Source organism: Pseudomonas sp. R4-39-08 (assembly GCF_003852275.1).
Taxonomy (GTDB): domain Bacteria; phylum Pseudomonadota; class Gammaproteobacteria; order Pseudomonadales; family Pseudomonadaceae; genus Aquipseudomonas.
In genome coordinates, this window is sequence record NZ_CP027733.1 from 305771 (window position 1) to 328453 (window position 22683).

Below are 22683 nucleotides of genomic sequence, written 5' to 3' on the forward strand. Positions count from 1 at the left end.
CCGCTGCAAATTTCGGCTACTGCGCACAGGTGACGCGGAGCGTCACGGGCCGCATTCCCACGCGGAGCGTGGGAACGATCTTTGAGACGTGGGAAACTTCCGGAAGCGACGGGTGTTGCCCTGGTCACCCCGTTGAGTGTTTTACCCTCCGGCCTCCACCTCTCAACGGTCGCCTGCCATGAACCGTCTGCGTCATACCTTGCTGCTCTGCTGCTTCCTGTCGCCCCTGGCCTTTGCCAGCACCGTACTGGAAAACCCGTTGTGGCGAGTCGAACTCGACCCGGCCACCCTCGCCATCCGTGTGACACCCAGCGGCCAACCCGAGGTTCAAGCCTCCCAAGGCGTATCGGCCCGCGCCGTCAGTCAACTCGCAAAAAACGATCAACAGGTCAGTTGGCAATGGGACGACGGTGCCTATCGCGTGATTGCCAGCCTTGAGCAGCGCGACCTGCTGCTGTCGATCAGGGCGCGGGAAGACGGTGAACTGCCGATCCTTGTGCAGCCGGCGAGCGCCCTGGGCAAGGGGTTGATGTGGCCGTTGGCCGAAGGGCATTACGTGCCGGCTGGCAATGCCCTGTGGAGCGAGTTCCTGGTAGAGCAGGGCGATATCAACACCACCCAGGACCTCAGCCTGCCGCTGTGGGGTGTCGATCACGGCGCCTTTACCTTGAACTGGCTGCTGACCAATCCCTACAACAACCGCCTGCGCTGGCAAGGCCAGGCGTTGTCGTTGGCCCATGAGTTCACGTCGCTCGCACCTGCCGCGCCCATGACCCTGTTGTTGCACCTGGGCGAAAGCGACCCGTTGGCCGGCGCCAAGCGCTATCGCCAATGGATGGTCGAACAGGACCGTTACGAACCCTTGGAGGCCAAGCTGCGACATACGCCGGGCGCGCAAAAACTGCTGGGCGCCAGCCATGCCTACCTGTGGGGCAATGACCTGCTGGCGCTGGAGGATGTGCGTGATTGGCCGCTGTTGCTCAAGCGCTTGCGCGATCATGCGCTCAAGGGCCTGTTGGACAAGGACTCCGCAGCGCTGCTGGCGCAGCCGCGCAGGTTGAATCGCTACGAGCAAACCGTGCTGTTGCGCGGCCTCAACGCGGCGATCAACCAGAAGGCCCGGCAGAGCTGGCAGGTGGACGAGCCCGATATGACCCGTCTTGCCGCCCGCTACGGTGAGTTGCGTCGCGAACTGGCCGTGGATTTTGCCGGTGCCCTCGGCGGTAGCCCCGACACCTGGGGCAGCAAGGTAGTACAGACACTGCGCGACGCCGGGCTGCCACGCTTGATGTTGACCCTGGGCGAAGGCTGGGAAGGCGGCCTGTGGCACCCCGAAACCATCCGCGCCGGTGTCGACGCGGGCTACCTGATGGCGCCCTACGACTCCTATCAAACCGCGTTGTCCGCCACCGAAAATCCCGACTGGACCACCGCCCACCTGGGCAGCAAGGCCTACCGCGACTGCGCCATTGTATTGAAGGACGGCCAGCTCAAGACTGGCTTCCAACGGTCCGGCCACTACACCGATCCGCGCTGTGTGCGGCCGTTATTGGAAGCGCGGGTGAAAGCCGTACAGGCCAGGGCCGGCTTCAACGCCTGGTTTCTCGATGCGTACGCTACCAGCATGCTGCTCGACAGCTACCGCGACAGCGCACCGATGACCCAGGCGCAAAACGCTGAAGGCAATATCGATGCGTCCCGTTGGCTGAACACCACGCTGCAATTGCCGACAGGCTCCGAAGACGGCAACGCCATCACCGCCCAGGGGATCCTGTTCGCCCATGGCATGCAAACCCCGGTGCTGGGCTGGGGGGATCGCGACATGACTCAGGACAAACAGTCGCCCTACTACGTGGGCAACTGGTATCCGCCGGAGCAACCGGCGGTGTTCTTCAAGTCGGTGCCGCTGAACGAGCCGTTTCGCACGCTCTACTTCGATCCGACGATGCGCCTGCCGCTGTACCAGGCGGTGTTCCATGGTTCAGTGATCACCACCCATCACTGGCTGTTCGATAGCCTCAAACTGAGCAATGTGCGGGCTGAAAATGAGCTGACGCAGTTGCTCTACAACGTACCGCCGCTGTATCACCTGAGTGCTGCGACGCTCAAGGAACGGCTGCCGTTGATCCAGCGCCAGGACCGATTTTTCCGTCCCCTGCATGAGCGCCTGGCGACTCAGGCGATGACCGGGTTTCGTTGGCTGACGGCGGATCGGCAGGTGCAGGAAACCACGTTTGCCGATGGCACGCGGCTGGTGGCGAATTTTTCCACCGGGTCGAGAGAGGAGTTTGCGGCAAGGAGTGTGACAGCGGTGTTGGATGAGAAATCGGTGGTGTATCAGGTGGAGTAGCGGCGTCCATCAGTCCGTCATCGGGGGCAATACATCACTTAAACCCGACGCCACACACTGGCCAACCAAGGCTGCTGTTCCCGAGGCAATCCCGCCGGCCGGTAATAATGTTCCAGTTCCGCAAAGCCGGCCTCAGCCAGCAAGCCACGCCACGCCGCCAGATCGTGATAAGACCCATACCGTGGCCCATTCCAGCCTTCCTGGTTGTCACCGCGAGGGTTGGAGCTGAACAGCACGCCCCCAGGCTTCAACGTGCCATGCAGTTGCTTGAGGACCCGGGGCAATTCCTGCTTGGGAATATGAAACAGCACCGCATTGGCAAACACCCCATCGAAGCGCCCGTCGGGCAGGTCCAGCTTGAGGAAGTCCTGCTGCAACACCTCACAGCCACTGTCGTCCCGCGCCATCTGTGCAAACCGTTCGGAACCATCGAGCCCCACAGCGATATGCCCCAGGCGTGCAAAGGTCTGCAGATCCCGCCCCGGCCCGCAGCCAAAATCCAGCACGGTAAACGGCGGCGTGCCCTGGATGTGCCGCAGCAACGCGTCGATGTTCTGGCTCACATCGTGATCGCGGGTGCCCTCGCGGAAGTCTTCGGCGACTTTGTTGTAATGGCCGAGGGTGGTGGCGGTGATCTGGTTAAGGTCGTCGGGCTTGAGGGTCATGAAAGGCAATACCGGGCGCTGGGATGCGCCGACTATACCTCACCTCTTGTTCAGCACCCGCGCCAGTCGATCGCCGCCGAGTTGGATCACCGCCACCAACACCACCAACAGCACAATCACCGTGAGCATGATCTGCGTATCGAAGCGCTGGTAGCCATAGCGGTACGCAATGTCGCCCAAGCCACCGGCGCCAATCGCCCCGGCCATGGCCGATGAGTTGATCATGGTCACCAGGGTAATGGTGAACCCGCCGACGATCCCCGGCAGCGCTTCCGGCAACAGCACGTGCCAGATGATGTGCCAGCGGCGGCACCCCATGGCCTGCGCCGCTTCGATCAAACCATGGTCGACCTCGCGCAGGCTGACTTCGGCGATGCGCGCAAAGAACGGCGTGGCCGCGATGGTCAGCGGCACGACTGCCGCCCATACGCCGTAGGTGGTGCCGACGATCAGGCGCGTGAACGGGATCAGCGCCACCATCAGGATCAGAAACGGAATGGAGCGGAACAGATTGACGAAGGCCCCGAGCACCCGGTTCAGCGCCGGTGCCTGGTAGATGCCACCTTTGTCGCTGGTGACCAGAAACACCGCCAGTGGAATCCCTACCAGCAAGGCGATCAACGACGACACGCCGACCATCAACAAGGTGTCGATGGCGCCCTGTACTAAACGATCAAACCACATAGCCCAGCACCTCCACCTGTTGTGCCCAGTTCGCGGCGCGGTTGCGCAGTTCTTCGGTGCTATGGGGCGAGCCATTCACCGCCAGCAGCAGTTGCCCCAAGGCATGCCCCTGAATCCGTTCGACACCGCCCTGCAGCAGACGCACGCGGCCGCCGAGGGCACTGAACAGCGCGGCCAGGTCGGGTTCATCGCTGGCGCTGCCGGTGAACTGCAAGCGCAGCACCACGGCGGCTTCCGGCGATTCAGGCTGGGTATGCAAACGGTTTTGCAGTTCTTCCGGCAGCCCATGTTGCAGCGGCGCCAGCAGGGTCTTGCTCACCTCGTGTTGCGGGTTACCGAACACTTGCCACACCGGGCCTTGCTCGACGATGCGCCCATGCTCCAGCACCACCACGCGGTCGCAGATGTCGCGGATCACCGCCATTTCGTGGGTGATCAACACGATGGTCAGGCCCAGGCGCCGGTTGATCTCGCGCAGCAGGCCGAGGATCGATTGGGTGGTTTCCGGATCCAGCGCCGAGGTGGCTTCGTCGCACAGCAAAATCTCGGGGTCGTGCACCAGCGAACGGGCGATGCCCACGCGCTGTTTCTGCCCGCCCGAGAGCTGCGCCGGATAGGCCTGGTGCTTGTCTTGCAAACCCACCAGTTCCAGCAGCTCACGCACCTTCTGCTCACGTTGCGGCTTGGGCACCCCGGCGACCTTGAGCGGCAGTTCGACGTTCTGCCAGACGGTCTTGGCCGACATCAGGTTGAAGTGCTGGAAGATCATGCCGATGCGCCGGCGCAGCGCGACCAGGCGGTCTTCATCGAAGCTGCCAATGTCCACTTGATCGATCAGCACGCGCCCGCTGCTGGGTTGCTCCAGGCGATTGATGGTGCGGATCAGCGACGACTTGCCGGCGCCGCTGCGGCCGATGATGCCGAACACTTCGCCGCGCGTAATCGCCAGGTCAATGCCTTGTAGGGCATGCACCGTGCCGTCATAGGTTTTGCCCAGGTTGATGAAACGCACATGGGCGCTGTTGAAGTCCGGATGCAGTTCGGTCTGCTCGGCGCCCCTGGGAAATGTGCCCAGGTCGCGCAGTTGGGCGTTGGCAGCGGTCATTTTTTATCGTCCCAGCCGACCTGGTAGAGCTTGCCGAGGGATTTATCCAGGGCGGCGCGCACCGTCGGCGAGTGCTGGTAAATGTCGACGAACTTGATCACCCTCGGGTCGGTTTTGCTCTTGGGCTGGATCACGAACTGGATCACGTATTCCGGGTGGTCGAGGCCATCGAACAGCAGCGCCGTCTCGGCATCGAAGGTCTTGGACAGGCGGATGTACGCCGGGTAGCCCTGCACCAGATCGGCGTCGTCATAGGCGCGTACCAGTTGCACGGCCTCGACTTGCAGGATCTTGATCTTTTTCGGGTTGCTGACGATGTCTTCTTCAGTGGCCTTGTAGCCCACCCCCGGCTTGAGCGTGATCAGCCCGGCTTTGGCCAGCAGTTGCAGGCCGCGCCCGCTGTTGATCGGATCGTTGGCGATGGCCACGCTGGCGCCTTCGGGCAGGTCATCGAATCTTTTGTACTTTTTCGAATACAGACCGACGTTGTTGATGATGCCCGGCGCATAGGGCACCAGGTCAAAGCCGGCGGCGGCCTTGGCATTTTCCAGGAAGGGGATGTGCTGGAAGTAGTTCACATCGATATCGCCGGCGGCGAGGCTGACGTTCGGCGCGATCCAGTCGGTGAATTCCACCAGTTCGACCTTCAGGCCTTGTTTGCCGGCCTCTTCCACGGCGGCTTCCAGGGGAATCGCGAAGGCGGCGGTGGTGCCGACTTTCAACGGCGCATCGGCGGCGAATACGGCCGAGCTGAACAAGCCGAAGGCCAGGGAGAGCACTATTTTTTTCATATGAATTTCCAATTGTAGGAGCGAGCTTGCTCGCGAAAAACTTGAGGGCGCCTCGGTAAACCAGATGCACCGCGTTATCGTTAACGATCTTCGCGAGCAAGCTCGCTCCTACAGGGGTTAGTGGCGGTAGGTAGACCCGGTGTGTTGTTCGGGAAGACGCGCAGTGCCGTGGAAGACTTTTTCGCGCAGCGTTCCCTGCTCATATTCAGTCTTGTACGAACCACGCTTTTGCAGCTCCGGCACCACCAGATCAATGAAATCCACATAGCTTTCCGGCGTCACAATGCGCGTGAGGTTGAAGCCATCCAGGCCGGTTTCGCTGATCCACGATTCCAGTTCGTCGGCGACCTGCTCGGGCGACCCCACCAGCGTGATGTAGCGCCCACCGAGGGCGTGCTGCGCGAGCAATTTGCGTCGGGTCCAGTCGTTGTTCTGCAGGTTCTTGGTCGCCGACTGGATGGCGTTGCTTTTCACGTACTGGATCGGTTCATCCAGTTCGTACTCGGAAAAGTCGATCGCCGTGGACGCCGAAAAGTGCGCCACGCCGGCCTCCGCGCTGGCATAGCTGAGGTACTCGGCATGCTTGGCCCAGGCCAGTTCCTCGGTCGCGCCGACGATCACGTTCAGGCCCATGAACACCTTGATGTCATCCGGGTTGCGCCCGGCCTCCACCGCGCTGGCGCGCACCTTGTCCACCTGGATTCGGGTCGCGGCCTTGTTCTGCCCGCTGATGAACACGCACTCGGCATGGCGCCCGGCGAACTGCAGGCCACGGTCCGAACTGCCGGCCTGGAACAGCACCGGCGTACGCTGCGGCGATGGCTCGCACAGGTGATAGCCCTGCACCTGGTAGAACTCGCCATGGTGTTCGACCTTGTGCACCTTGCCCGGCTGCGCATACACCCGTGCCTTGGGATCGTTGACCACCGCGTCATCCTCCCAGCTGCCTTCCCAGAGTTTGTACAGCACCTCCAGGTATTCATCGGCCTGGTCATAGCGGCGGTCATGCTCGACCTGCTCGGTCAGCCCCATGGCCTTGGCGGCGCTGTCGAGGTAGCCGGTGACGATGTTCCAACCCACCCGGCCCCGGCTCAGGTGGTCGAGGGTGGACATGCGCCGGGCGAACAGATACGGCGGCTCGTAGGTCAGGTTGGCAGTGAGGCCGAAGCCGAGGTTCCGGGTGACGGCCGCCATTGCCGAAACCAGCAGGAGCGGGTCGTTGACCGGCAACTGGATTGCTTCCTTGAGCGGCACGTCGATGGACTTTTGGTACACGTCATACACGCCGACGATATCGGCGATAAACAAACCGTCGAACAGCCCGCGCTCGAGAATTTTTGCCAGGTCAGTCCAGTACTCGAGGGTCTTGTACTGGGTGGACGTGTCCCGTGGATGGGTCCACAAACCGTGGTTGATATGCCCGATGCAGTTCATGTTGAAGGCATTGAGCAGGATTTTTTTCTTGCTCATCAGATAGTCCCCCGCAGCGGCGGGTTTTCATCGTTGAGGTAGTAATTGCCCACCGCGTGGTATTTCCAGCGCACCGGGTCATGCAAGGTGTGCACGCGAGCGTTGCGCCAGTGGCGATCCAGGCCATGCTCGGCCAGGGTCGCCTGGCTGCCGGCCAGTTCAAATAGCGTGCTGCCGGCGGCCAGGGAGATTTCGGTGCTCAAGGCGCGTACTTCGGCGACGGCGATGGAGGCGGCCGCGACGGTCTGGGCATTGCTGTCGGCCTGGGCACGGTCGAGGAATTCGCCCGAGCGCTCGAGCAGCGCTTCGGCGGCGTGCAGGCGAATGCTCAAGTGGCCGAAGCTCTTCAAGGTCAGCGGGTCATCAGTGGCCTTGTCGCTGCCCGAGTCGATCCAGGGACGGGTCTTGGTGCGCACAAAATGCAGCGCGTCTTCGAAGGCGGCGCGGGCGATACCGGTGTCGATGGCGGCATGAAGAATCTGCGCCAAGGGGCCGACGGTGGTCGGGCGTTCGAACGCGCTCTGGAACGGGATCACCTCCTGCGCCGCCACCCACACGTTGTCGAATACCACTGAGCCGCTGCCGGTGGTGCGCTGGCCGAAGCCGCTCCAGTCGTCAATCACGCTCAGGCCCGCGCTGTCGCGGGGCACGAAGGCGAGTTGCTGAACCCCATGTTCATCCACCACTGAAGTGGGGATGCGCTGGGCGTAGATCGCGCCGGTGGAATAGAACTTGCGGCCGCTGATACGGAAGCCATCACCGTCGCGGGTGATTTTGGTGACGCGGTCATGAGCGGTTTTCGTGCCCAATTCCGCCAGGGCGTTGCCGAAACGCTGGCCGGCCAATACTTCTGCATACAGGCTGCGTTGCTGGGCCGGGCTGCCATTCACGCGCAGCACTTCCAAGGCGTAGAAATGGTTTTGCGGAATCTGTCCCAGGGACGCATCCGCCTGGGCGATCAAGGCGATGACCTTGGCCAGGGTGACGTTGGACACACCAGCGCCGCCGTAGGCCTTGGGCACGCTGATGCCCCACAGGCCGGAGCGCGAAAAGGCGTCTAGCTCGGCCAGCGGCAGGCGGCGCTCGCGGTCGCGCTGGGCGCTGTCGCGGCGCAAGTCCTCAGCCAGGTCGCTGGCGACAATAAGGGCTTGTTCGTCGCTGGTGATGACCGCGACGGGGTGAGAGAAAGTCATGATGTTCTCCAGATGTCTGGTCGGTCAGATCCAGGAATGGCGAGCCGGCAAAGTGCCGTTCAGGCGATAGGCGCCGATGGCGTGATACTTCCAGCGCACCGGGTCATGCAGCGTGTGGACCCGCGCATTGCGCCAGTGCCGGTCAAGGTTGAATTCGGCGAGGGTGGCGCGGCTGCCGGCCAGCTCGAAGAGTTTTTCGCTGACCAGCAATGACACCTCAGTGGTGAGCACTTTGGCTTCGGCGACGGCGATCGACGCGCGTGCGGCGGACTGCGCGGTGATCGGCGCAGCGCTGACCCGGTCCAGCACCTGGCCGGCCTTGCGCAACAGCGCCTCGGCGGCGTGCAGTTCGATTTTCAGCTTGCCGATGTCCGCGATCACATACAGGTCGTCGCTGGCCCGTTCGACCTTGGCGTCGATCCACGGGCGCGAGCGTTCACGTACAAAGGCGATGGTGTCGTCCAGGGCGCCACGGGCAATGCCGGCGTCGATGGCCGCCTGGATCAATTGCGAGACGGCACCCTGGATATTCGGGCTTTCGCCCAGGCGCCAGTTGTCCACCACCAGTTCTGCGTCCACCGGTACCCGGTCAAGCAGCACGGTGCCGCTGGCAGTGGTGCGTTGGCCAAAGCCCGACCAGTCATCCACGATGCGCAGCCCTTCGCTGCCACGGCGCACGAACGCCATGACTTGCTTGCCGTCGTCGTTGAGCGCTTTGATGGCCACCCAGTGCGCAAACAACGCGCCGGTGGAGTAGAACTTCTGGCCGCTGACCACATACCCGTCACCCTCGGCGGTGATACGCGCCTTGAGCTCCAGGGTATTTTTGGTGCCGCGTTCCGGGCCACCATTGCCGATGCGCCAACCGTCGAGCACGCTCTGGAACAGCTGCTTTTTCTGGCGCTCGCTGGCGGTGTTTTGCAACAGGTGCAGGATGCCGAAATGGTTCTGCGGGATCTGCCCCAGGGCCGGGTCGGCCGCGCTGATGATCGCGAAGACCTCGGCCAGGGTGACGAATGAAACCTGCGGGCCGCCGTACTCACGGGGAATGGAAATGCTGCCCAGGCCGCTGCGGGTGAACTGTTCGACCTGCGCCCAGGGCAATTGGCGTTGCTGGTCGCGCTTGGCGGCTTGCAGGCGCGCGGCGTCGGCCAGCTCATGGGCGGCGCTCAGCGCCTGGGCGTCGTTGCGCAGCACCGTGGCCGGCAACAACAGTGGGGCTACGTCCAGATCACTCTGGAGGGGTGTTAGAGCCAAGTTAGACATCAGCGCCGCTCCTTGGCTGCACGTAATGCCCTGGCGTTATGCACCGGGGTAATTCTGACCATACCGACCTCGCATTCAATGAAATAAAAACAAAACAATCAGGAATGTCCGGTGGTCCGGTGCATATACCCTAAGCGTGTTTATTTTTTAAATAAACTAACTTTTAGGAATATGCATAGAAGGGGCGTCACCCCGGTTCGCAGGGGGAGCCGAAAGGGCGGGGTTGATACACGTCCTTGGCTGCGCCAGGACAGGTGGGAACCCAGGCGGCGATGCGCAAGGTGCGGGCTGGCGCCCAGCGCGAATTGTTGCCGACGCGGTCCAGGATGCAGTACGTCACCTCCAGGCGGCAGTCGTCACCGCCTTCGATAATGACTGTCGAAGGCACCCAGACCTGCACCGCCAGGCCGACGTCCCTGGCCTGGATGTTCGGCAGGTCCATGCGCACGTCACCCCAGCGCAGCGTGATGGCATCGCCACTGGCCATGTTCGCGTAAGGCTCGATGCTCAGCGGAATTCCGCGTTGCACCTGGCGACTGTTGACGCCCTGGCGGCGGATGGTCTCGGGCAGGCTGACCGGCGCGAGGTTCTGGTTTTCGTCGCTGTACAGGGCCGACGGCGCGCCGCCCGGGTAGTTGGTTTTGACGCGGACCTGGGTGGTGGCCGAGCGCGCCGGGCCGTGGCCGATCTGCATGATCTGGTAATGCACCCGCGCCGGGCCATCCTGTACAAAACTTTCCGGCACTCGCAGGTGGGTAGGCGTGCCGATTTTGCCGGCGGTCACCCGGCGTGAGGCGGCAAAGCAGTTGTTCCAGAACAGCTCGATCAGGTCGCCTTCTTCCATGCCGGGGTAAGGTGCGATGTCGACCTGCAATTGGGCAGCCGCGTGGGCACTGATGCCGTTTCGAACGGCTTGGGGCAGGGTGGGTGCGGTCAGCATGGCCGGGGTTGTAGTGTGCGTCATAAGTGATCTCCTTGATGCAGCCAGCAGCAATCGTTCCGGGCCTGGGCGCGGGTGCGCAAAGGGGCCGAAAGAACGATTCAGTGAGTAGCCGGGATAGGATCCAATCCTCTGGACGCTAGATAAGAGGGTTGGGCCGGGGGCGTCAATGGCGGCAAAAGGCTAAACGGCGGGTTGGAGGATATTCAGAAGGGTCTGACTGGAAGGGGTATTTCAAGAGGGGCGCAGCGTGATGTTTTACCGGCGGCAATGGCGATTCGGTGTAGGAGCAGCGTTTTTGTGGCGAGCAAGCCCGCTCGCCACAAAAAGCTGGGTCAATGGGCGAGAAACTTGCTCAGGAACTGCTGGGTGCGTTCTTCCCTGGGATTGGCGAACAGCGCCTTGGCTTCACCCTGTTCGACGATCACGCCCTTGTCGAAAAAGATCACACGGTTGGCCACATCCCGGGCAAAGCTCATCTCGTGGGTGACGATCACCATGGTGCGGTTTTCTTCGGCCAGGCTGCGGATGGTCGCCAGCACTTCACCCACCAGTTCGGGGTCGAGGGCCGAGGTGGGTTCGTCGAACAGGATGACCTCCGGCTCCATGGCCAGCGCCCGAGCGATCGCCACACGCTGTTGCTGCCCACCGGACAAGCGCCGAGGATAAGCCGCCTCCTTGCCCGCCAGGCCCACTTTGGCCAGTAGCTTGCGGCCCAGTTCGGTCGCCGCCTCGCGTGGCATCTTCTTGACCACGATCGGGCCTTCGATGACGTTTTCCAGCGCGGTGCGGTGGGGGAACAGGTTGAAGTTCTGGAAGACAAAACCGACGTGCTGGCGCAGGCGTCGCACCAGGCCCTGTTGCTGGTTGAGTGGCTTGCTGCTGTCGATCTCGATGTCGCCCACCTTGATGCGGCCGCTGGTGGGTTCTTCGAGAAAATTCAGGCAGCGCAGGAAGGTGGTCTTGCCGGAACCGCTGGGGCCGATGATGGCCACGACTTCGCCGGCCTTGACCTCCAGGTCGATACCGTTGAGCACCACCTGGCCGTTGAATTGTTTGGTCAGCTTTTCAACCACGATCATGCTTCAAGACTCCAGGTCGTGCCGGTTGACCCGGTCTTCCAGACGATTTTGCAGATGCGCCAGGATGCTCGCCAGGATCCAATAGATCAGGGCTGCGGACAGATACATGGTGAAAATTTCGAAGGTGCGCGCCGAGACCAGTTGCGCCTGACGGAACAGCTCGGGCACCTGGATAGTGGCGGCCAACGCCGTGTCCTTGACCAGCGAAATGAAACTGTTGCCCAGCGGCGGCAAGGCCGTGCGCATGGCTTGCGGCAGGATGGCCCGGCGCAACGTCTGCGCACGGGTCATGCCGATACTCGCGGCGGCTTCCCACTGGCCACGCTCGATGGACGCGATGGCGGCCCGCAGGATTTCACAGGCGTAGGCGGCCATGTTCAGCGAAAAGCCGATCATGGCGGCCGGGATCGGGTCCAGCTCGATACCCACTTGCGGCAAGCCGTAGTAGATCAGGAACAGTTGCACCAGCAAGGGCGTACCGCGAAAGAACGACACGTAGACCCGCGCCGTCCAACTCAGCAGCTTGAAGCGCGACAGGCGCATCAACGCCAGGCCAAAGCCCAGCAGCAGGCCGAAAAACATCCCGCCCAGGCTGAGGATCACCGTGTAATACGCGCCCTTGAGCAGAAAGGGCGCGGAGTCCAGCGCGAGTTGGAAACCTGCTTCCATTATTGAGTGACGTCAGCGTTGAAGTACTTCTCGGACAACTTCTTCAAGGTGCCGTCGGCGCGCAGCTTGTCGAGGGCCTTGTTTACCGCGTCGAGCAGTTCAGGCTCGCCCTTGCGCAGGGCAATACCGGCTTCCTGGCGCGAGAAGGCGTCGCCGGCAGCGGCGGTGTCCTTGGCTTTCTTGGCGTATTCCAGAGCGGCCAGGCGGTCGATCAGGATCGCGTCGATGCGGCCGATGCGCAGGTCCTGGAATTTGGTCGGGTCGTCGTTGTAGGTCTTGATGATGGCTTTGGGTTGGTTTTCCTTGAGCCATTGTTCGTAGTTGGTGCCCAGGCCCACCCCGACTTTCTTGCCGGCCAGGTCGTCGGCGGTCTTGATGCTGTCGACATTCTTCGCCAGGGTCAGCGCCTGGATACCGGAAATGGTGTAGGGCTTGGAGAAGTCATACTTCTTCTTGCGCTCTTCGGAAATCGTCACCTGGTTGACCACGGCGTCCAGGCGTTTGGATTCCAGGGCGGCGAGGATGCCGTCCCATGGCGTGGCTTGCAGCTTGACCTTGACGCCCAGCTCCTTGGCCAGCGCCTCGGACAGCTCCACCTCGAAGCCGCTGAGCTTGCCGCTTTCATCGACAAAGCTGAACGGTGGGTAGGTGCCTTCCAGGCCGATCTTGATCTCGCCGGCTTTCTTGATGGTATCCAGTTGCTCGCCGGCGACCGCCTGGCCAAGCATGCCTGCGCCGAGCGCCAAGCCCAATGTGCCGACCAGCAATGTGCGACGCAATACAGAAATAGTCATGAAGAGCCCCTGTGGTTTTTTATGGTGAGCGAAGCCGGTGACGCAGTAGCCGTATCCTGCCTTAAAGCGCGGTGCGCGTCTTCGCCTTCGGCGCGATGATAAAGGCGGTTTTTAAGACTTGAAAATAATATAAATCCAACTTCATATTCATATTTAGAATATCAATGAGGTCAAGTGTGGGAGGGGGCTTGCTCCCGATGGCGGTGTAACAGTCCCTTTATCTGTATCTGACCCACCGCTATCGGGAGCAAGCCCCCTCCCACATTCCGGTCCGTGTTCAGTCAGTTGAACACCGAATCATAGGCAAACAACGCCGGCGCTCCGCCGGTATGCAGGAAAATGATCGGCCCGTCTGCGAACCGCTGGCGCCCGATACCGTCCAGCAGGCCGGCCATGGCCTTGCCCGTGTAGACCGGGTCGAGCAACAGACCTTCCTGGCTGGCCAGAAGTTTGATCGCCGACAACGTACCCGCATTCGGCTCGCCATAACGCGGGCCGAAGTATTCGTCCCACAGGATCACCTTGAAGGCTTCCGGCACCTGCATGCCGAGCAGCTCGGCCGTGCGCTCGGCCAGGCCTTGCACTTTCGGACGTTGGGCTTCGTCGGTGCGCGACACGGTGACGCCGATCACCGGCAAGCTCGGCAGTGCTTCGCTCAACGCCAGTGCCAGGCCGCTGTGGGTGCCTGCGCTGCCGGAGGCCAGTACCACCGCCGCAAAGTCGAGGCCGCTGTCTTCGATCTGCGCCGCCAGCTCCAGGCCCGCGCGCACATACCCCAACGCACCGAGGGCATTCGAGCCGCCGATAGGCACCAGGTAGGGCTTCTTGCCGTTGCTGCGCAGGCGGTCGGCGAGCGCGTTGAGTTGGTCGTCGGCATTGTCGAGGTTTTCTACCCGCTCCACCTTGGCGTCGAACAGCTCCAGCAACAGGCGGTTGCCGTTGCCCAGGTAGTTGGGGTCTTCGGTGCCGGTGGGGTTTTCCAGCAGGGCGACGCAGCCCAGGCCGAGCCTGGCAGCCAGCGCGGCGGTCTGGCGCACATGGTTGGACTGGATAGCGCCGGCGGTGACCAGGGTATCGGCGCCCTGGGCGATGGCGTCAGCGGCGAGGTATTCAAGTTTGCGCAATTTATTGCCACCCATGGCCAGTGGGGTGGTGTCGTCGCGCTTGACGTAGATATCCCTGCCCAGCCAGGCCGACAGCCGCTCGAGTTTTTCCAGGGCGGTGGCGCCGCCCAACAGTTCCAGACGGTTAAAGCGGTCGAGCTGTTGTTTGATCATGGCTATGCACGGTGGCTGAGTGATGGGGCGACTATAGGCAGGCACTTTTCATCGGGCAACCGCCAATCGCTTATGTCAGATGGTTCTTAGCCTCGCACCATTGGTTCTTAAGCGCTGCCAGGGCCATACCGTAAAGTGAGGGCCATTTCGTCAGGAGTGAATACCGTGAGTGAGCGTTCCAGCCATTGGCAACTACAGACCATCGTCAGCCAACTGCGCAGCGCCCGGGACCAGTGGCGAACGCGCAATGGCCGCTTGAGTGGCGAACATGGAGGCCGCGAACTACCGTCTCGCCAGGCGGTGGCGCAGATTCTCGAAGCCTTGTGCGGCGCACTGTTCCCGATGCGTCTAGGCCCGGTGGACCTGCGCGAAGAAAGTGAAGACTTCTACGTCGGGCATACCCTCGACGTCGCCCTTAACGCCTTGCTCGCCCAGGCCCGCCTGGAGCTGCGCTACGCCGCGCGCCAGGGCGGCCAGGATGACCGTGAGGTCGACGCCCAGGCCATTCGCCTGATCCAGGATTTCGCCCTGGCCTTGCCGGCGTTGCGCAGCCTGCTGGATACCGACGTACTGGCCGCCTACCACGGAGACCCGGCCGCGCGCAGCGTGGATGAGGTGCTGCTGTGCTACCCCGGCATTTTGGCGGTGATTCACCACCGCCTGGCCCATCATCTGTACCGCGCCGGTTTGCCCTTGCTGGCGCGGATCAGCGCGGAAATCGCTCATTCGGCCACCGGTATCGATATCCACCCCGGCGCGCAGATCGGCCCGAGTTTCTTCATCGACCACGGGACCGGCGTGGTGATTGGCGAGACGGCGATCATCGGTGAGCGCGTGCGCATCTACCAGGCGGTGACATTGGGCGCCAAGCGCTTCCCGGCGGATGAAGATGGGCAATTGCAGAAAGGCCATCCGCGTCACCCTATTGTGGAGGACGATGTGGTGATCTACGCCGGCGCTACGATTCTGGGGCGGATTACCATCGGCCAGGGTTCGACCATTGGCGGTAATGTGTGGCTGACCCGCAGCGTGCCGGCCGGGGCGAATATTACCCAGGCCAATCTGCAGCATGATGATGGTGCGCAAAAGTAAGGAATCTGCACAAATCCCCTGTGGGAGGGGGCTTGCTCCCGATAGCGGTGGATCAGCCAATACCTGTGTTGGCTGACCTACTGCTATCGGGAGCAAGCCCCCTCCCACATGTTTGACTGCATTCCAAAATCATCCCGTCATTGCTGAACGAATTCCGGTCCTCACGCGTCATACCAATCCCTAAGCTAGTGTAGGAATCACCTACCACTCGGCCCCGAAATTAGTCCCAAACCGCCTATCCATGTTTAACTTGAACGTTCGTTCAAGTTAAACCGGTGGTTCGCTGCCCGCTCACAACAGGAGGCTTACCTTTGCTGAGTCCGTTATTGACAGCCACATTTCACACCTCGGGGGTGCATGGTTCATGAGTGCATCGTCTACCCCGTCCAGCGGTCAGGTGCGCATGAATGCGCCCGTCTTCTACTTTGCCGCCACGGCTATTCTGCTGTTCGGCATCACTGTCATCGCTATTCCGCAACAGGCCGGTGCCTGGCTGCTGGCGGCGCAAAACTGGGCGGCCAATACGGTTGGCTGGTACTACATGCTGGCGATGACCCTGTATCTGGTCTTCGTGGTGGTCACCGCGTTATCGGGCTACGGCAAGATAAAACTCGGTGCCGACCACGACGAGCCCGAATTCAGTTACCTGTCCTGGGCCGGCATGCTGTTCGCCGCCGGGATCAGCATCACGCTGTTCTTCTTTTGCGTGTCCGAGCCCCTGACCCACCTGGTGCAACCGCCCCAGGGCGAGGCGCTGAATGCCGATGCGGCGCGCCAGGCCATGCAGATCCTGTTCCTGCACTGGGGCCTGCACGGCTGGGGCGTGTTCGCGTTTGTCGGCATGGCCCTGGCGTACTTCGCCTACCGGCATAACCTGCCGCTGGCGCTGCGTTCGGCGCTGTACCCATTGATCGGCAAGCGCATCAATGGCCCGATCGGTTACGCGGTGGATGGCTTCGGCATCATCGCCACGGTGTTCGGCCTGGGCGCCGACATGGGCTTTGGCGTGCTGCACCTCAATTCCGGCCTGGATTACCTGTTCGGTATTGCCCATACGCAGTGGATCCAGGTGGGCTTGATCACCTTGATGATGGGCGCGGCGATCATCGTCGCCGTGGCCGGTGTGGACAAGGGCGTGCGGGTGATGTCCGACATCAACATGCTGCTGGCCTGCGCGCTGCTGCTGTTTGTGTTGTTTGCCGGGCCCACCCAGCATTTGCTCAACACCTTGATCCAGAACATCGGGGACTACCTGGGCGCCTTGCCGACCAAGAGTTTCGATGTGTACGCCTACGACAAACCCAGCGACTGGCTGGGTGGCTGGACGGTGTTCTATTGGGCGTGGTGGATCGCATGGTCGCCGTTCGTGGGCCTGTTCATCGCACGCATTTCCCGTGGCCGCACCATCCGCGAATTCGTGTTCGGCGTGCTGCTGATCCCGCTGGGTTTCACCCTGGCGTGGATGTCGATCTTCGGAAACAGCGCCATCGACCAGGTGCTCAACCATGGCATGACCGCGCTGGGCCAGTCCGCCATCGATGAACCGTCGATGAGCCTGTACCTGCTGCTGGAAACCTACCCGTGGAGTAAAACCGTGATTGCGGTCACGGTGTTCATCAGCTTTGTATTCTTCGTGACCTCGGCGGATTCCGGCACCGTGGTGCTGTCGACCCTGTCGTCCAAGGGCGGCAACGCCGATGAAGACGGGCCGAAATGGCTACGCGTGTTCTGGGGCGCAATGACCGCCCTGGTCACCAGCGCCTTGCTGTTTGCCGGCAGTATCGATTCGTTGAAATCAGCGGTGGTGCTGACTTCGCTGCCGTTCTCGCTGATCCTGTTACTGATGATGTGGGGGCTGCACAAGGCGTTCTACCTCGAATCGCAAAAGCAGATCGCCCAGTTGCATTCGTTGGCGCCGGTGTCGGGCTCACGCAAGGGCACGGGCGGTTGGCGCCAGCGTTTGAGTCAGGCCGTGCATTTCCCGTCGCGGGATGAGGTGTACCGCTTCCTTGAGACCACGGTACGTCCGGCGATCGAAGAAGTGACGGCGGTGTTTGTCGAAAAAGGCCTCAACGTCGTCACCCAGCCCGACCCGTCCAACGACAGCGTCAGCCTGGAAATCGGCCACGGCGAAGAGCATCCGTTCGTTTACCAGGTGCAGATGCGCGGCTATTTCACGCCTTCATTTGCGCGCGGCGGCATGGGGTCCAAACAGCTCAACAATCGCCGCTATTATCGGGCGGAAGTGCACTTGCGTGAGGGCAGCCAGGACTACGACCTGGTGGGCTACACCAAGGAGCAGATCATCAACGACATCCTCGACCAGTACGAGCGGCACCTGCAGTTTCTGCACCTGGTGCGCTGAGAAAACGTACGGCGCACCGTTCCTCTCAAGTAGGTCTTTGCTGTAAAAGGGAAAGGCAGACTTAAGCGATTCAGCGGGCAGATAAGGCCTGGGAATAACCTTATTCCCAGGCCTTATCTGCCCCAAGCCCAGAGAGGATTCGATGACGTACATTGCTGCCGAAAACCGCTATGAATCTATCCCTTATCGCCGCGTAGGCCGCAGTGGATTGGTGCTGCCGGCACTGTCCCTGGGGTTGTGGCACAACTTTGGCGACAGCACCCCGATCGCCACCCAGCGTGCCCTGCTGCGCACCGCATTCGACTTAGGCATCAACCACTTCGACCTGGCCAATAACTACGGCCCGCCCTACGGCAGCGCCGAGATCAACTTCGGCCGGTTGCTGCGTGAAGACTTCAAGCACTACCGCGACGAGCTGATCATCTCCAGCAAGGCCGGCTGGGACATGTGGCCCGGCCCCTATGGCCAGGGCGGCGGTTCGCGTAAATACGTGCTGGCGAGCCTGGACCAGAGCCTGCAACGCCTGGGCGTGGACTATGTGGATATTTTCTACTCCCACCGTTTCGACGCCGACACGCCGCTGGAAGAAACCGCTAGTGCGCTTGCCACCGCCGTGCAGCAGGGCAAGGCGTTGTACATCGGTATCTCGTCCTACTCCGGCGTAAAAACCCGTGAGATGGCAGCGCTGCTCAACGAGTGGAAAGTGCCGCTGTTGATTCACCAGCCGGCCTACAACCTGCTCAACCGCTGGGTGGAAAAAGACCTGCTCGACACCACCGAAGAGCTCGGCGCCGGGGTGATTGCGTTCACACCGTTGGCCCAGGGTTTGCTCACCGACAAGTACCTCAACGGTGTGCCGGCCGACGCACGAGTCAACCGCCCGGGTGGTGGCTCGCTGCAGGCCAAGCACCTGTCCGACGCCAACATTGCCCATGTTCGCGCCCTCAACGAAATCGCCCAGCGTCGCGGCCAGAGCCTGGCGCAAATGGCGCTGGCCTGGACCCTGCGTGATCCACGGGTGACCAGCGCGCTGATCGGTGCCAGCCGGCCGGAGCAGATCATCGAGAACGTCGGGGCGTTGAAGAACCTGAGTTTCAGCGCGGAGGAACTGGCGGAGATCGATCGGTTTGCCCAGGAAGGCGGGATCAACTTGTGGGAAAAACCATCCACCGCTGAATGACCTGACACAACTGGGTTAAAAGTGTGGGAGGGGGCTTGCTCCCGATGGCAGTGGATCAGTCAATAGATACAGTGACTGACCCACCGCTATCGGGAGCAAGCCCCCTCCCACATTTGAACCGAGGTGTTCTTAGAACGGCACATCGCCCAGGATGGTTGCCCGATGCATCACCCGCCGCTGCGGCCGGTAGTCATCCACCGCGTAATGCTGGGTCACGCGGTTGTCCCAGAACGCCACGTCATTTTCCTGCCAGCGCCAGCGGATGGTGAATTCCGGGCGTGTGGCATGGGCGAACAATAGTTTGAGAACCGCCGCGCTTTCGGCCGATTCCAGTTCATTGATCCGGGTGGTGAAGCCTTCGCTGACGAACAGCGATTTGCGCCCGCTCACCGGGTGCGTGCGGATCACCGGGTGCGACAGGGGTGGGTTTTTTCGGCGGGCTTCTTCCCAGCGGACTCGGTCGTCGGCGGTGTTGCCAAAGCGCTCCAGTGGGAAAGACTGGGTGAAGTCGTGGGTGGCAGTCAGCCCATCGAGCAACGCTTTGAATGGCTCGGACAGCGCTTCATAAGCCGCAATCCCACTGGCCCACAAGGTATCGCCACCGAACGCCGGCAGCAGTTTGGCGCTGAGCACCGCGCCCAGGGCTGGTGTGGGCAGGAAGGTCACGTCGGTGTGCCATACGGCGTTATCACGCACATCGGTGACCGCCGTGTCGAGGATCAACACTTCGGGCTGTTCCGGTACGTTGGGGTAGATCGGGTGGATGTGTAGGTCGCCGAAATTCGCCGCGAACCGTGCCTGTTGCTGCGGGGTGATCGGCTGGTCCCGGAAGAACAGCACCGAATGCTTGAGCAGGGCGTGTTCGATGGCGTCGCGCTGTTCGGCGCTCAGTGTCTGGGTGATATCGACGCCACTGATCTGGGCGCCGAGCGCGATGCTTAGGGGGGTAACGGTCAGGCTGCTCATTTATTCATCATCACTCAGTGTGCCTGGCCATGCCACGGCACTAATTTACGCTGCAGGGCGCGCAGGCCCATTTCCATGGCGAAGGCGATCAGCGCGATCACCAGGATGCCCAGGACCACGACGTCAGTGACCAGAAACTGCGCCGCCGACTGCACCATGAAGCCCAGGCCGCTGGTGGCGGCGATCAGCTCGGCGGCCACCAGGGTCGACCACCCCACACCCAGGCCGATGCGCACGCCAGTGAGGATGTCGGGCAGGGCGCTGGGCAGGATCACATGCCGAATCAACTGGGCCCGGGTCGCGCCCAGCGACTGTGCGGCGCGCAACTTGGCCGGGTCGACCGTGCGTACGCCGGTCGCGGTGGCGATGGCAATCGGCGCAAAGATCGCCAGGTAAATCAGCAGCACCTTGGACAGCTCGCCAATGCCGCACCAGATCACGATCAGCGGCAGATAGGCCAGCGGAGGGATCGGCCGGTAAAACTCGATCAGCGGATCGAGAATGCCACGGGCGATACGGTTGGCACCGATGGCGATGCCCACCGGCACGGCCGTCAGCACCGCAAAGCCCAAGCCGAGGCCAATGCGGCTGAGGCTCGCGCCCAGGTGCTGCCACAAGGTGGAATCCATATACCCCGTGGTCGCCAGCAACCAGCCTTTTTGCAACACGGCAGAGGGCGGCGGCAGGAACAGCGGCTCGATCAAACCGCTGGCGGTCACGGCCCACCAGATAGCCAGCAAGGCCAACAGGGTCAACAGGCTGATCCAGCGCGTGCTCACGCGGCGGCGTACGGGAATGACGACGTGTGTCACCGGCTTGGCCGCCGTGGCGGCGAATTCGTAGCTGCTCATGCGCCCACCTGCCGTTGCGAGAACACTTTGCCCAGCACGTGTTCACGGGTTTCGATAAAGCGCGGGTCGGACTTGATTGCCCGTGCCGATTCGCCCGCCGCGTAGCGTTGGCCGAAGTCCAGGTGCAGGCGCTCGACGATCTGGCCGGGGTTGGGGGCCAGCAGAATCAAGTCGGTGGCGAGGAACACCGCTTCTTCGATGTCATGGGTGATCAGGAATACCGGCTTGGCCGTGCGTCGCCAGACTTGCAGCAGCAGCTCCTGCATCTGTTCGCGGGTGAAGGCATCGAGGGCGCCGAAAGGCTCGTCCATCAGCAATACACGAGGGTCGGCCGCCAAGGCGCGGGCAAGGCCGACGCGTTGCTTCTGGCCGCCGGAGAGTTGCCAGATGCGGCGGCTGTCGAAACCGCCCAGGTCCACCAGCGCGAGCATTTCCCGAGCGCGCACTTCACGTTGCGCCTTGGGCACGCCGGCCAGTTCCAGGCCGAAGGCGACGTTGGCCAGTACGTCCTGCCAGGGCAACAGGGCATCGTCCTGGAACACCACGCCGCGCTCGGCACTGGGCCCCTTGACCGGCACGCCATCGAGGGTGATGCGCCCGGCCGAGGGCTCGACAAAACCGGCAATCAGGTTCAACAGCGAAGTTTTGCCACTGCCGGACGGGCCGAGGGCCACCAGCAATTGCTGGGGCCCAAGCTCGAGTGAAATATCCGCCAGTACCGGTTCCGGAGCGCCTGGGTACTGTGCGCTGATGCGCTCCAGTTGTAGCAAGGCCATCGCGATGAACTCCTCAATTAGTGATGAATTTGGCGCTGATGTAAGGGGCGTAGTCTGGGAGCACGGCATCGACCTTGCCCTGTTCCTTGAGGAACGCCGCAGTGTCGGTGACGGCCTTGGTGGTCGGCGCGCCCAGCAGGGTCACCTGGTCAGCGGCCAGCGGGTAGACGTTGCCTTGCAACAGCAGTGGGATGTCGCTGGCCTTGGCACCGGAGAGCTTCACCAGTTTGTCGACGTTGCCTTTGTCGGCGAGCCAGGCTTGTGGGTCTTTGCGGTACGCCGCGTAGGCATCCAGGGTGACTTTTGCGAAGGCGGTGACGATTTCCGGATGCTCCTCGGCAAAGTCCTTACGCACGATCCAGGCATCGAAGGTCGGTGCACCGAACTTGGCCAGCTCGCCGGAGGTGATCAACACCTTGCCGTTTTCCTTGGCTACGCCCAGGGCCGGGTCCCACACATAGGTGGCGTCGATATCACCGCGCTTCCAGGCGGCGATGATGGCCGGCGGTGCGAGATTGAGGATGGTTACTTTCGAGGGGTCGATGTTCCAGTGCTTCAGCGCGGCCAACAGGCTGTAGTGACCGGTGGACACGAACGGCACGGCGATCTTTTTACCGATCAGGTCCTGCGGGCTGTTGATCCCCGAACCATCGCGCGCCACCAGGGCTTCGGCGCCGCCGATCTGGGTGGCGACGAGGAAGGTCTGCACCGGTACGTTGCGCGTGATCGCGGCGGTCAACGGGCTGGAACCGAGGTAACCGATCTGCACGTCGCCCGAAGCGATGGCGGCGATGATATCGGCGCCATTGTCGAATTTGCGCCAGTCGATTTTGGCATTGGTGGCTTTTTCATAGGCGCCATCGGCCTGGGCGACTTTCGCCGGGTCGACGGTGGTCTGGTACGCGACGGTCACATCCGCCGCCTGGGCAAACAGGCTGGCACCGGCCAGGGACAACGCCGCCAGCAAGCGCAGGGGGGTCAGCAGTTTCAAAGGGAAGCTCCTCGATCAGGCGGCCGGGGGTCGGCGTGTGAGGAGACTAAATGATCTAAGAATCCGAAAATAAATAACATTTTCGAATTAGCTTAGTTACAGAAGTAACCGTGAATTTGAATGCACAGAGAGCAAATGTGGGAGGGGGCTTGCTCCCGATAGCGGTGGATCAGTCA

The 22683-nt window shown here is 62.1% G+C and carries 20 protein-coding genes and 1 pseudogene; 4 read left to right on the top strand and 17 right to left on the bottom strand.

The genetic code is table 11. The features are described 5' to 3' along the window. Nucleotides 1-178: 178 nt before the first annotated feature. Complete coding sequence (locus tag C4J88_RS01220) at nt 179-2350, top strand: glycoside hydrolase (RefSeq protein ID WP_124406000.1); 2172 nt, start codon at nt 179-181, stop codon at nt 2348-2350. A gap of 38 nt (nt 2351-2388) precedes the next feature. On the opposite strand, the gene C4J88_RS01225 is transcribed toward C4J88_RS01220, so the two are convergent. The 13 genes and pseudogenes from C4J88_RS01225 to C4J88_RS01285 form a co-directional block, all read right to left on the bottom strand. Further along, a complete protein-coding gene (locus tag C4J88_RS01225; RefSeq protein WP_124406001.1) occupies nt 2389-3015 on the bottom strand; it encodes a bifunctional 2-polyprenyl-6-hydroxyphenol methylase/3-demethylubiquinol 3-O-methyltransferase UbiG in 627 nt (208 codons plus the stop codon). A gap of 39 nt (nt 3016-3054) precedes the next feature. Next, nucleotides 3055-3699 carry a methionine ABC transporter permease gene (locus C4J88_RS01230; protein ID WP_034117212.1) on the bottom strand — a complete coding sequence of 215 codons (645 nt, stop codon included), beginning with the start codon at nt 3697-3699 and terminating at the stop codon, nt 3055-3057. After that, the gene (locus C4J88_RS01235; RefSeq protein ID WP_124406002.1) at nt 3689-4804 is read right to left on the bottom strand and encodes a methionine ABC transporter ATP-binding protein; all 1116 of its coding nucleotides are present in this window, start codon (nt 4802-4804) and stop codon (nt 3689-3691) included. The genes C4J88_RS01230 and C4J88_RS01235 overlap by 11 nt, the downstream gene beginning before the upstream one ends. Further along, complete coding sequence (locus C4J88_RS01240) at nt 4801-5595, bottom strand: MetQ/NlpA family ABC transporter substrate-binding protein (protein WP_124406003.1); 795 nt, start codon at nt 5593-5595, stop codon at nt 4801-4803. Before C4J88_RS01240 ends, C4J88_RS01235 begins: the two co-directional genes overlap by 4 nt. 10 nt (nt 5596-5605) lie before the next feature. After that, nucleotides 5606-5695: pseudogene (locus tag C4J88_RS27570) on the bottom strand (outer membrane lipoprotein carrier protein LolA); the annotation flags it as partial. Between the two features lie 17 nt (nt 5696-5712). Then, nucleotides 5713-7065 carry an LLM class flavin-dependent oxidoreductase gene (locus C4J88_RS01250; RefSeq protein ID WP_124406004.1) on the bottom strand — a complete coding sequence of 451 codons (1353 nt, stop codon included), beginning with the start codon at nt 7063-7065 and terminating at the stop codon, nt 5713-5715. Beyond that, nucleotides 7065-8258, bottom strand: a complete 1194-nt coding sequence (locus C4J88_RS01255; protein WP_124406005.1) for an SfnB family sulfur acquisition oxidoreductase — start codon at nt 8256-8258, stop codon at nt 7065-7067. Before C4J88_RS01255 ends, C4J88_RS01250 begins: the two co-directional genes overlap by 1 nt. Nucleotides 8259-8282: 24 nt before the next feature. After that, nucleotides 8283-9524 (bottom strand): SfnB family sulfur acquisition oxidoreductase, encoded by a 1242-nt coding sequence (locus tag C4J88_RS01260; RefSeq protein ID WP_124406006.1) that lies wholly within the window; start codon nt 9522-9524, stop codon nt 8283-8285. Between the two features lie 187 nt (nt 9525-9711). Beyond that, nucleotides 9712-10488: a hypothetical protein gene (locus C4J88_RS01265; RefSeq protein WP_124406007.1), complete on the bottom strand. Its 777-nt coding sequence runs from the start codon at nt 10486-10488 to the stop codon at nt 9712-9714. A gap of 311 nt (nt 10489-10799) precedes the next feature. Next, nucleotides 10800-11546, bottom strand: coding sequence for an L-cystine ABC transporter ATP-binding protein TcyN (gene tcyN / locus C4J88_RS01270; RefSeq protein WP_124360781.1), 747 nt, complete (start codon nt 11544-11546; stop codon nt 10800-10802). A 3-nt stretch (nt 11547-11549) separates the two neighbouring features. Next, complete coding sequence (tcyL, locus tag C4J88_RS01275) at nt 11550-12215, bottom strand: cystine ABC transporter permease (protein WP_003187646.1); 666 nt, start codon at nt 12213-12215, stop codon at nt 11550-11552. Beyond that, nucleotides 12215-13009 (bottom strand): cystine ABC transporter substrate-binding protein, encoded by a 795-nt coding sequence (gene tcyJ, locus C4J88_RS01280; protein ID WP_124360783.1) that lies wholly within the window; start codon nt 13007-13009, stop codon nt 12215-12217. The genes tcyL and tcyJ overlap by 1 nt, the downstream gene beginning before the upstream one ends. A 281-nt stretch (nt 13010-13290) precedes the next feature. Then, on the bottom strand, nt 13291-14286 hold the full coding sequence (locus C4J88_RS01285; RefSeq protein WP_124406008.1) for a D-cysteine desulfhydrase: 996 nt from the start codon (nt 14284-14286) through the stop codon (nt 13291-13293). Between the two features lie 165 nt (nt 14287-14451). On the opposite strand from C4J88_RS01285, the gene epsC reads away from it, so the two are divergent. From epsC to mgrA, 3 genes are all read left to right on the top strand, one after another. After that, nucleotides 14452-15378, top strand: coding sequence for a serine O-acetyltransferase EpsC (epsC, locus tag C4J88_RS01290; protein WP_124360785.1), 927 nt, complete (start codon nt 14452-14454; stop codon nt 15376-15378). Between the two features lie 403 nt (nt 15379-15781). Continuing rightward, nucleotides 15782-17743, top strand: a complete 1962-nt coding sequence (gene betT, locus C4J88_RS01295) for a choline transporter BetT (RefSeq protein ID WP_164487677.1) — start codon at nt 15782-15784, stop codon at nt 17741-17743. A gap of 142 nt (nt 17744-17885) precedes the next feature. Continuing rightward, a complete protein-coding gene (gene mgrA / locus C4J88_RS01300) occupies nt 17886-18923 on the top strand; it encodes an L-glyceraldehyde 3-phosphate reductase (protein WP_124360787.1) in 1038 nt (345 codons plus the stop codon). Nucleotides 18924-19052: 129 nt separating this feature from the next. On the opposite strand, the gene tauD is transcribed toward mgrA, so the two are convergent. From tauD to tauA, 4 genes are read right to left on the bottom strand one after another with little or no spacing between them, the layout of a single operon-like run. Then, nucleotides 19053-19889 (bottom strand): taurine dioxygenase, encoded by an 837-nt coding sequence (tauD, locus tag C4J88_RS01305; RefSeq protein WP_124406009.1) that lies wholly within the window; start codon nt 19887-19889, stop codon nt 19053-19055. Nucleotides 19890-19903: 14 nt separating this feature from the next. Further along, a complete protein-coding gene (tauC, locus tag C4J88_RS01310; protein WP_124406010.1) occupies nt 19904-20740 on the bottom strand; it encodes a taurine ABC transporter permease TauC in 837 nt (278 codons plus the stop codon). Continuing rightward, nucleotides 20737-21516, bottom strand: coding sequence for a taurine ABC transporter ATP-binding subunit (gene tauB / locus C4J88_RS01315; protein WP_124406011.1), 780 nt, complete (start codon nt 21514-21516; stop codon nt 20737-20739). The genes tauC and tauB overlap by 4 nt, the downstream gene beginning before the upstream one ends. A gap of 13 nt (nt 21517-21529) precedes the next feature. Further along, the gene (tauA, locus tag C4J88_RS01320) at nt 21530-22507 is read right to left on the bottom strand and encodes a taurine ABC transporter substrate-binding protein (RefSeq protein ID WP_124406012.1); all 978 of its coding nucleotides are present in this window, start codon (nt 22505-22507) and stop codon (nt 21530-21532) included. Nucleotides 22508-22683 lie beyond the last annotated feature (176 nt).

Coding starts and splice junctions, on each gene's coding strand:
- tcyL (WP_003187646.1), bottom strand. CDS start 12,215: ATGGAAGCAGGTTTCCAACTCGCGCTGGACTCCGCGCCCTTTCTGCTC.
- C4J88_RS01225 (WP_124406001.1), bottom strand. CDS start 3,015: ATGACCCTCAAGCCCGACGACCTTAACCAGATCACCGCCACCACCCTC.
- tauC (WP_124406010.1), bottom strand. CDS start 20,740: ATGAGCAGCTACGAATTCGCCGCCACGGCGGCCAAGCCGGTGACACAC.
- betT (WP_164487677.1), top strand. CDS start 15,782: ATGAATGCGCCCGTCTTCTACTTTGCCGCCACGGCTATTCTGCTGTTC.
- C4J88_RS01285 (WP_124406008.1), bottom strand. CDS start 14,286: ATGATCAAACAACAGCTCGACCGCTTTAACCGTCTGGAACTGTTGGGC.
- C4J88_RS01235 (WP_124406002.1), bottom strand. CDS start 4,804: ATGACCGCTGCCAACGCCCAACTGCGCGACCTGGGCACATTTCCCAGG.
- C4J88_RS01255 (WP_124406005.1), bottom strand. CDS start 8,258: ATGACTTTCTCTCACCCCGTCGCGGTCATCACCAGCGACGAACAAGCC.
- C4J88_RS01260 (WP_124406006.1), bottom strand. CDS start 9,524: ATGTCTAACTTGGCTCTAACACCCCTCCAGAGTGATCTGGACGTAGCC.
- C4J88_RS01240 (WP_124406003.1), bottom strand. CDS start 5,595: ATGAAAAAAATAGTGCTCTCCCTGGCCTTCGGCTTGTTCAGCTCGGCC.
- tauD (WP_124406009.1), bottom strand. CDS start 19,889: ATGAGCAGCCTGACCGTTACCCCCCTAAGCATCGCGCTCGGCGCCCAG.
- mgrA (WP_124360787.1), top strand. CDS start 17,886: ATGACGTACATTGCTGCCGAAAACCGCTATGAATCTATCCCTTATCGC.
- C4J88_RS01250 (WP_124406004.1), bottom strand. CDS start 7,065: ATGAGCAAGAAAAAAATCCTGCTCAATGCCTTCAACATGAACTGCATC.
- C4J88_RS01220 (WP_124406000.1), top strand. CDS start 179: ATGAACCGTCTGCGTCATACCTTGCTGCTCTGCTGCTTCCTGTCGCCC.
- C4J88_RS01230 (WP_034117212.1), bottom strand. CDS start 3,699: ATGTGGTTTGATCGTTTAGTACAGGGCGCCATCGACACCTTGTTGATG.
- tcyN (WP_124360781.1), bottom strand. CDS start 11,546: ATGATCGTGGTTGAAAAGCTGACCAAACAATTCAACGGCCAGGTGGTG.
- tcyJ (WP_124360783.1), bottom strand. CDS start 13,009: ATGACTATTTCTGTATTGCGTCGCACATTGCTGGTCGGCACATTGGGC.
- C4J88_RS01265 (WP_124406007.1), bottom strand. CDS start 10,488: ATGACGCACACTACAACCCCGGCCATGCTGACCGCACCCACCCTGCCC.
- tauB (WP_124406011.1), bottom strand. CDS start 21,516: ATGGCCTTGCTACAACTGGAGCGCATCAGCGCACAGTACCCAGGCGCT.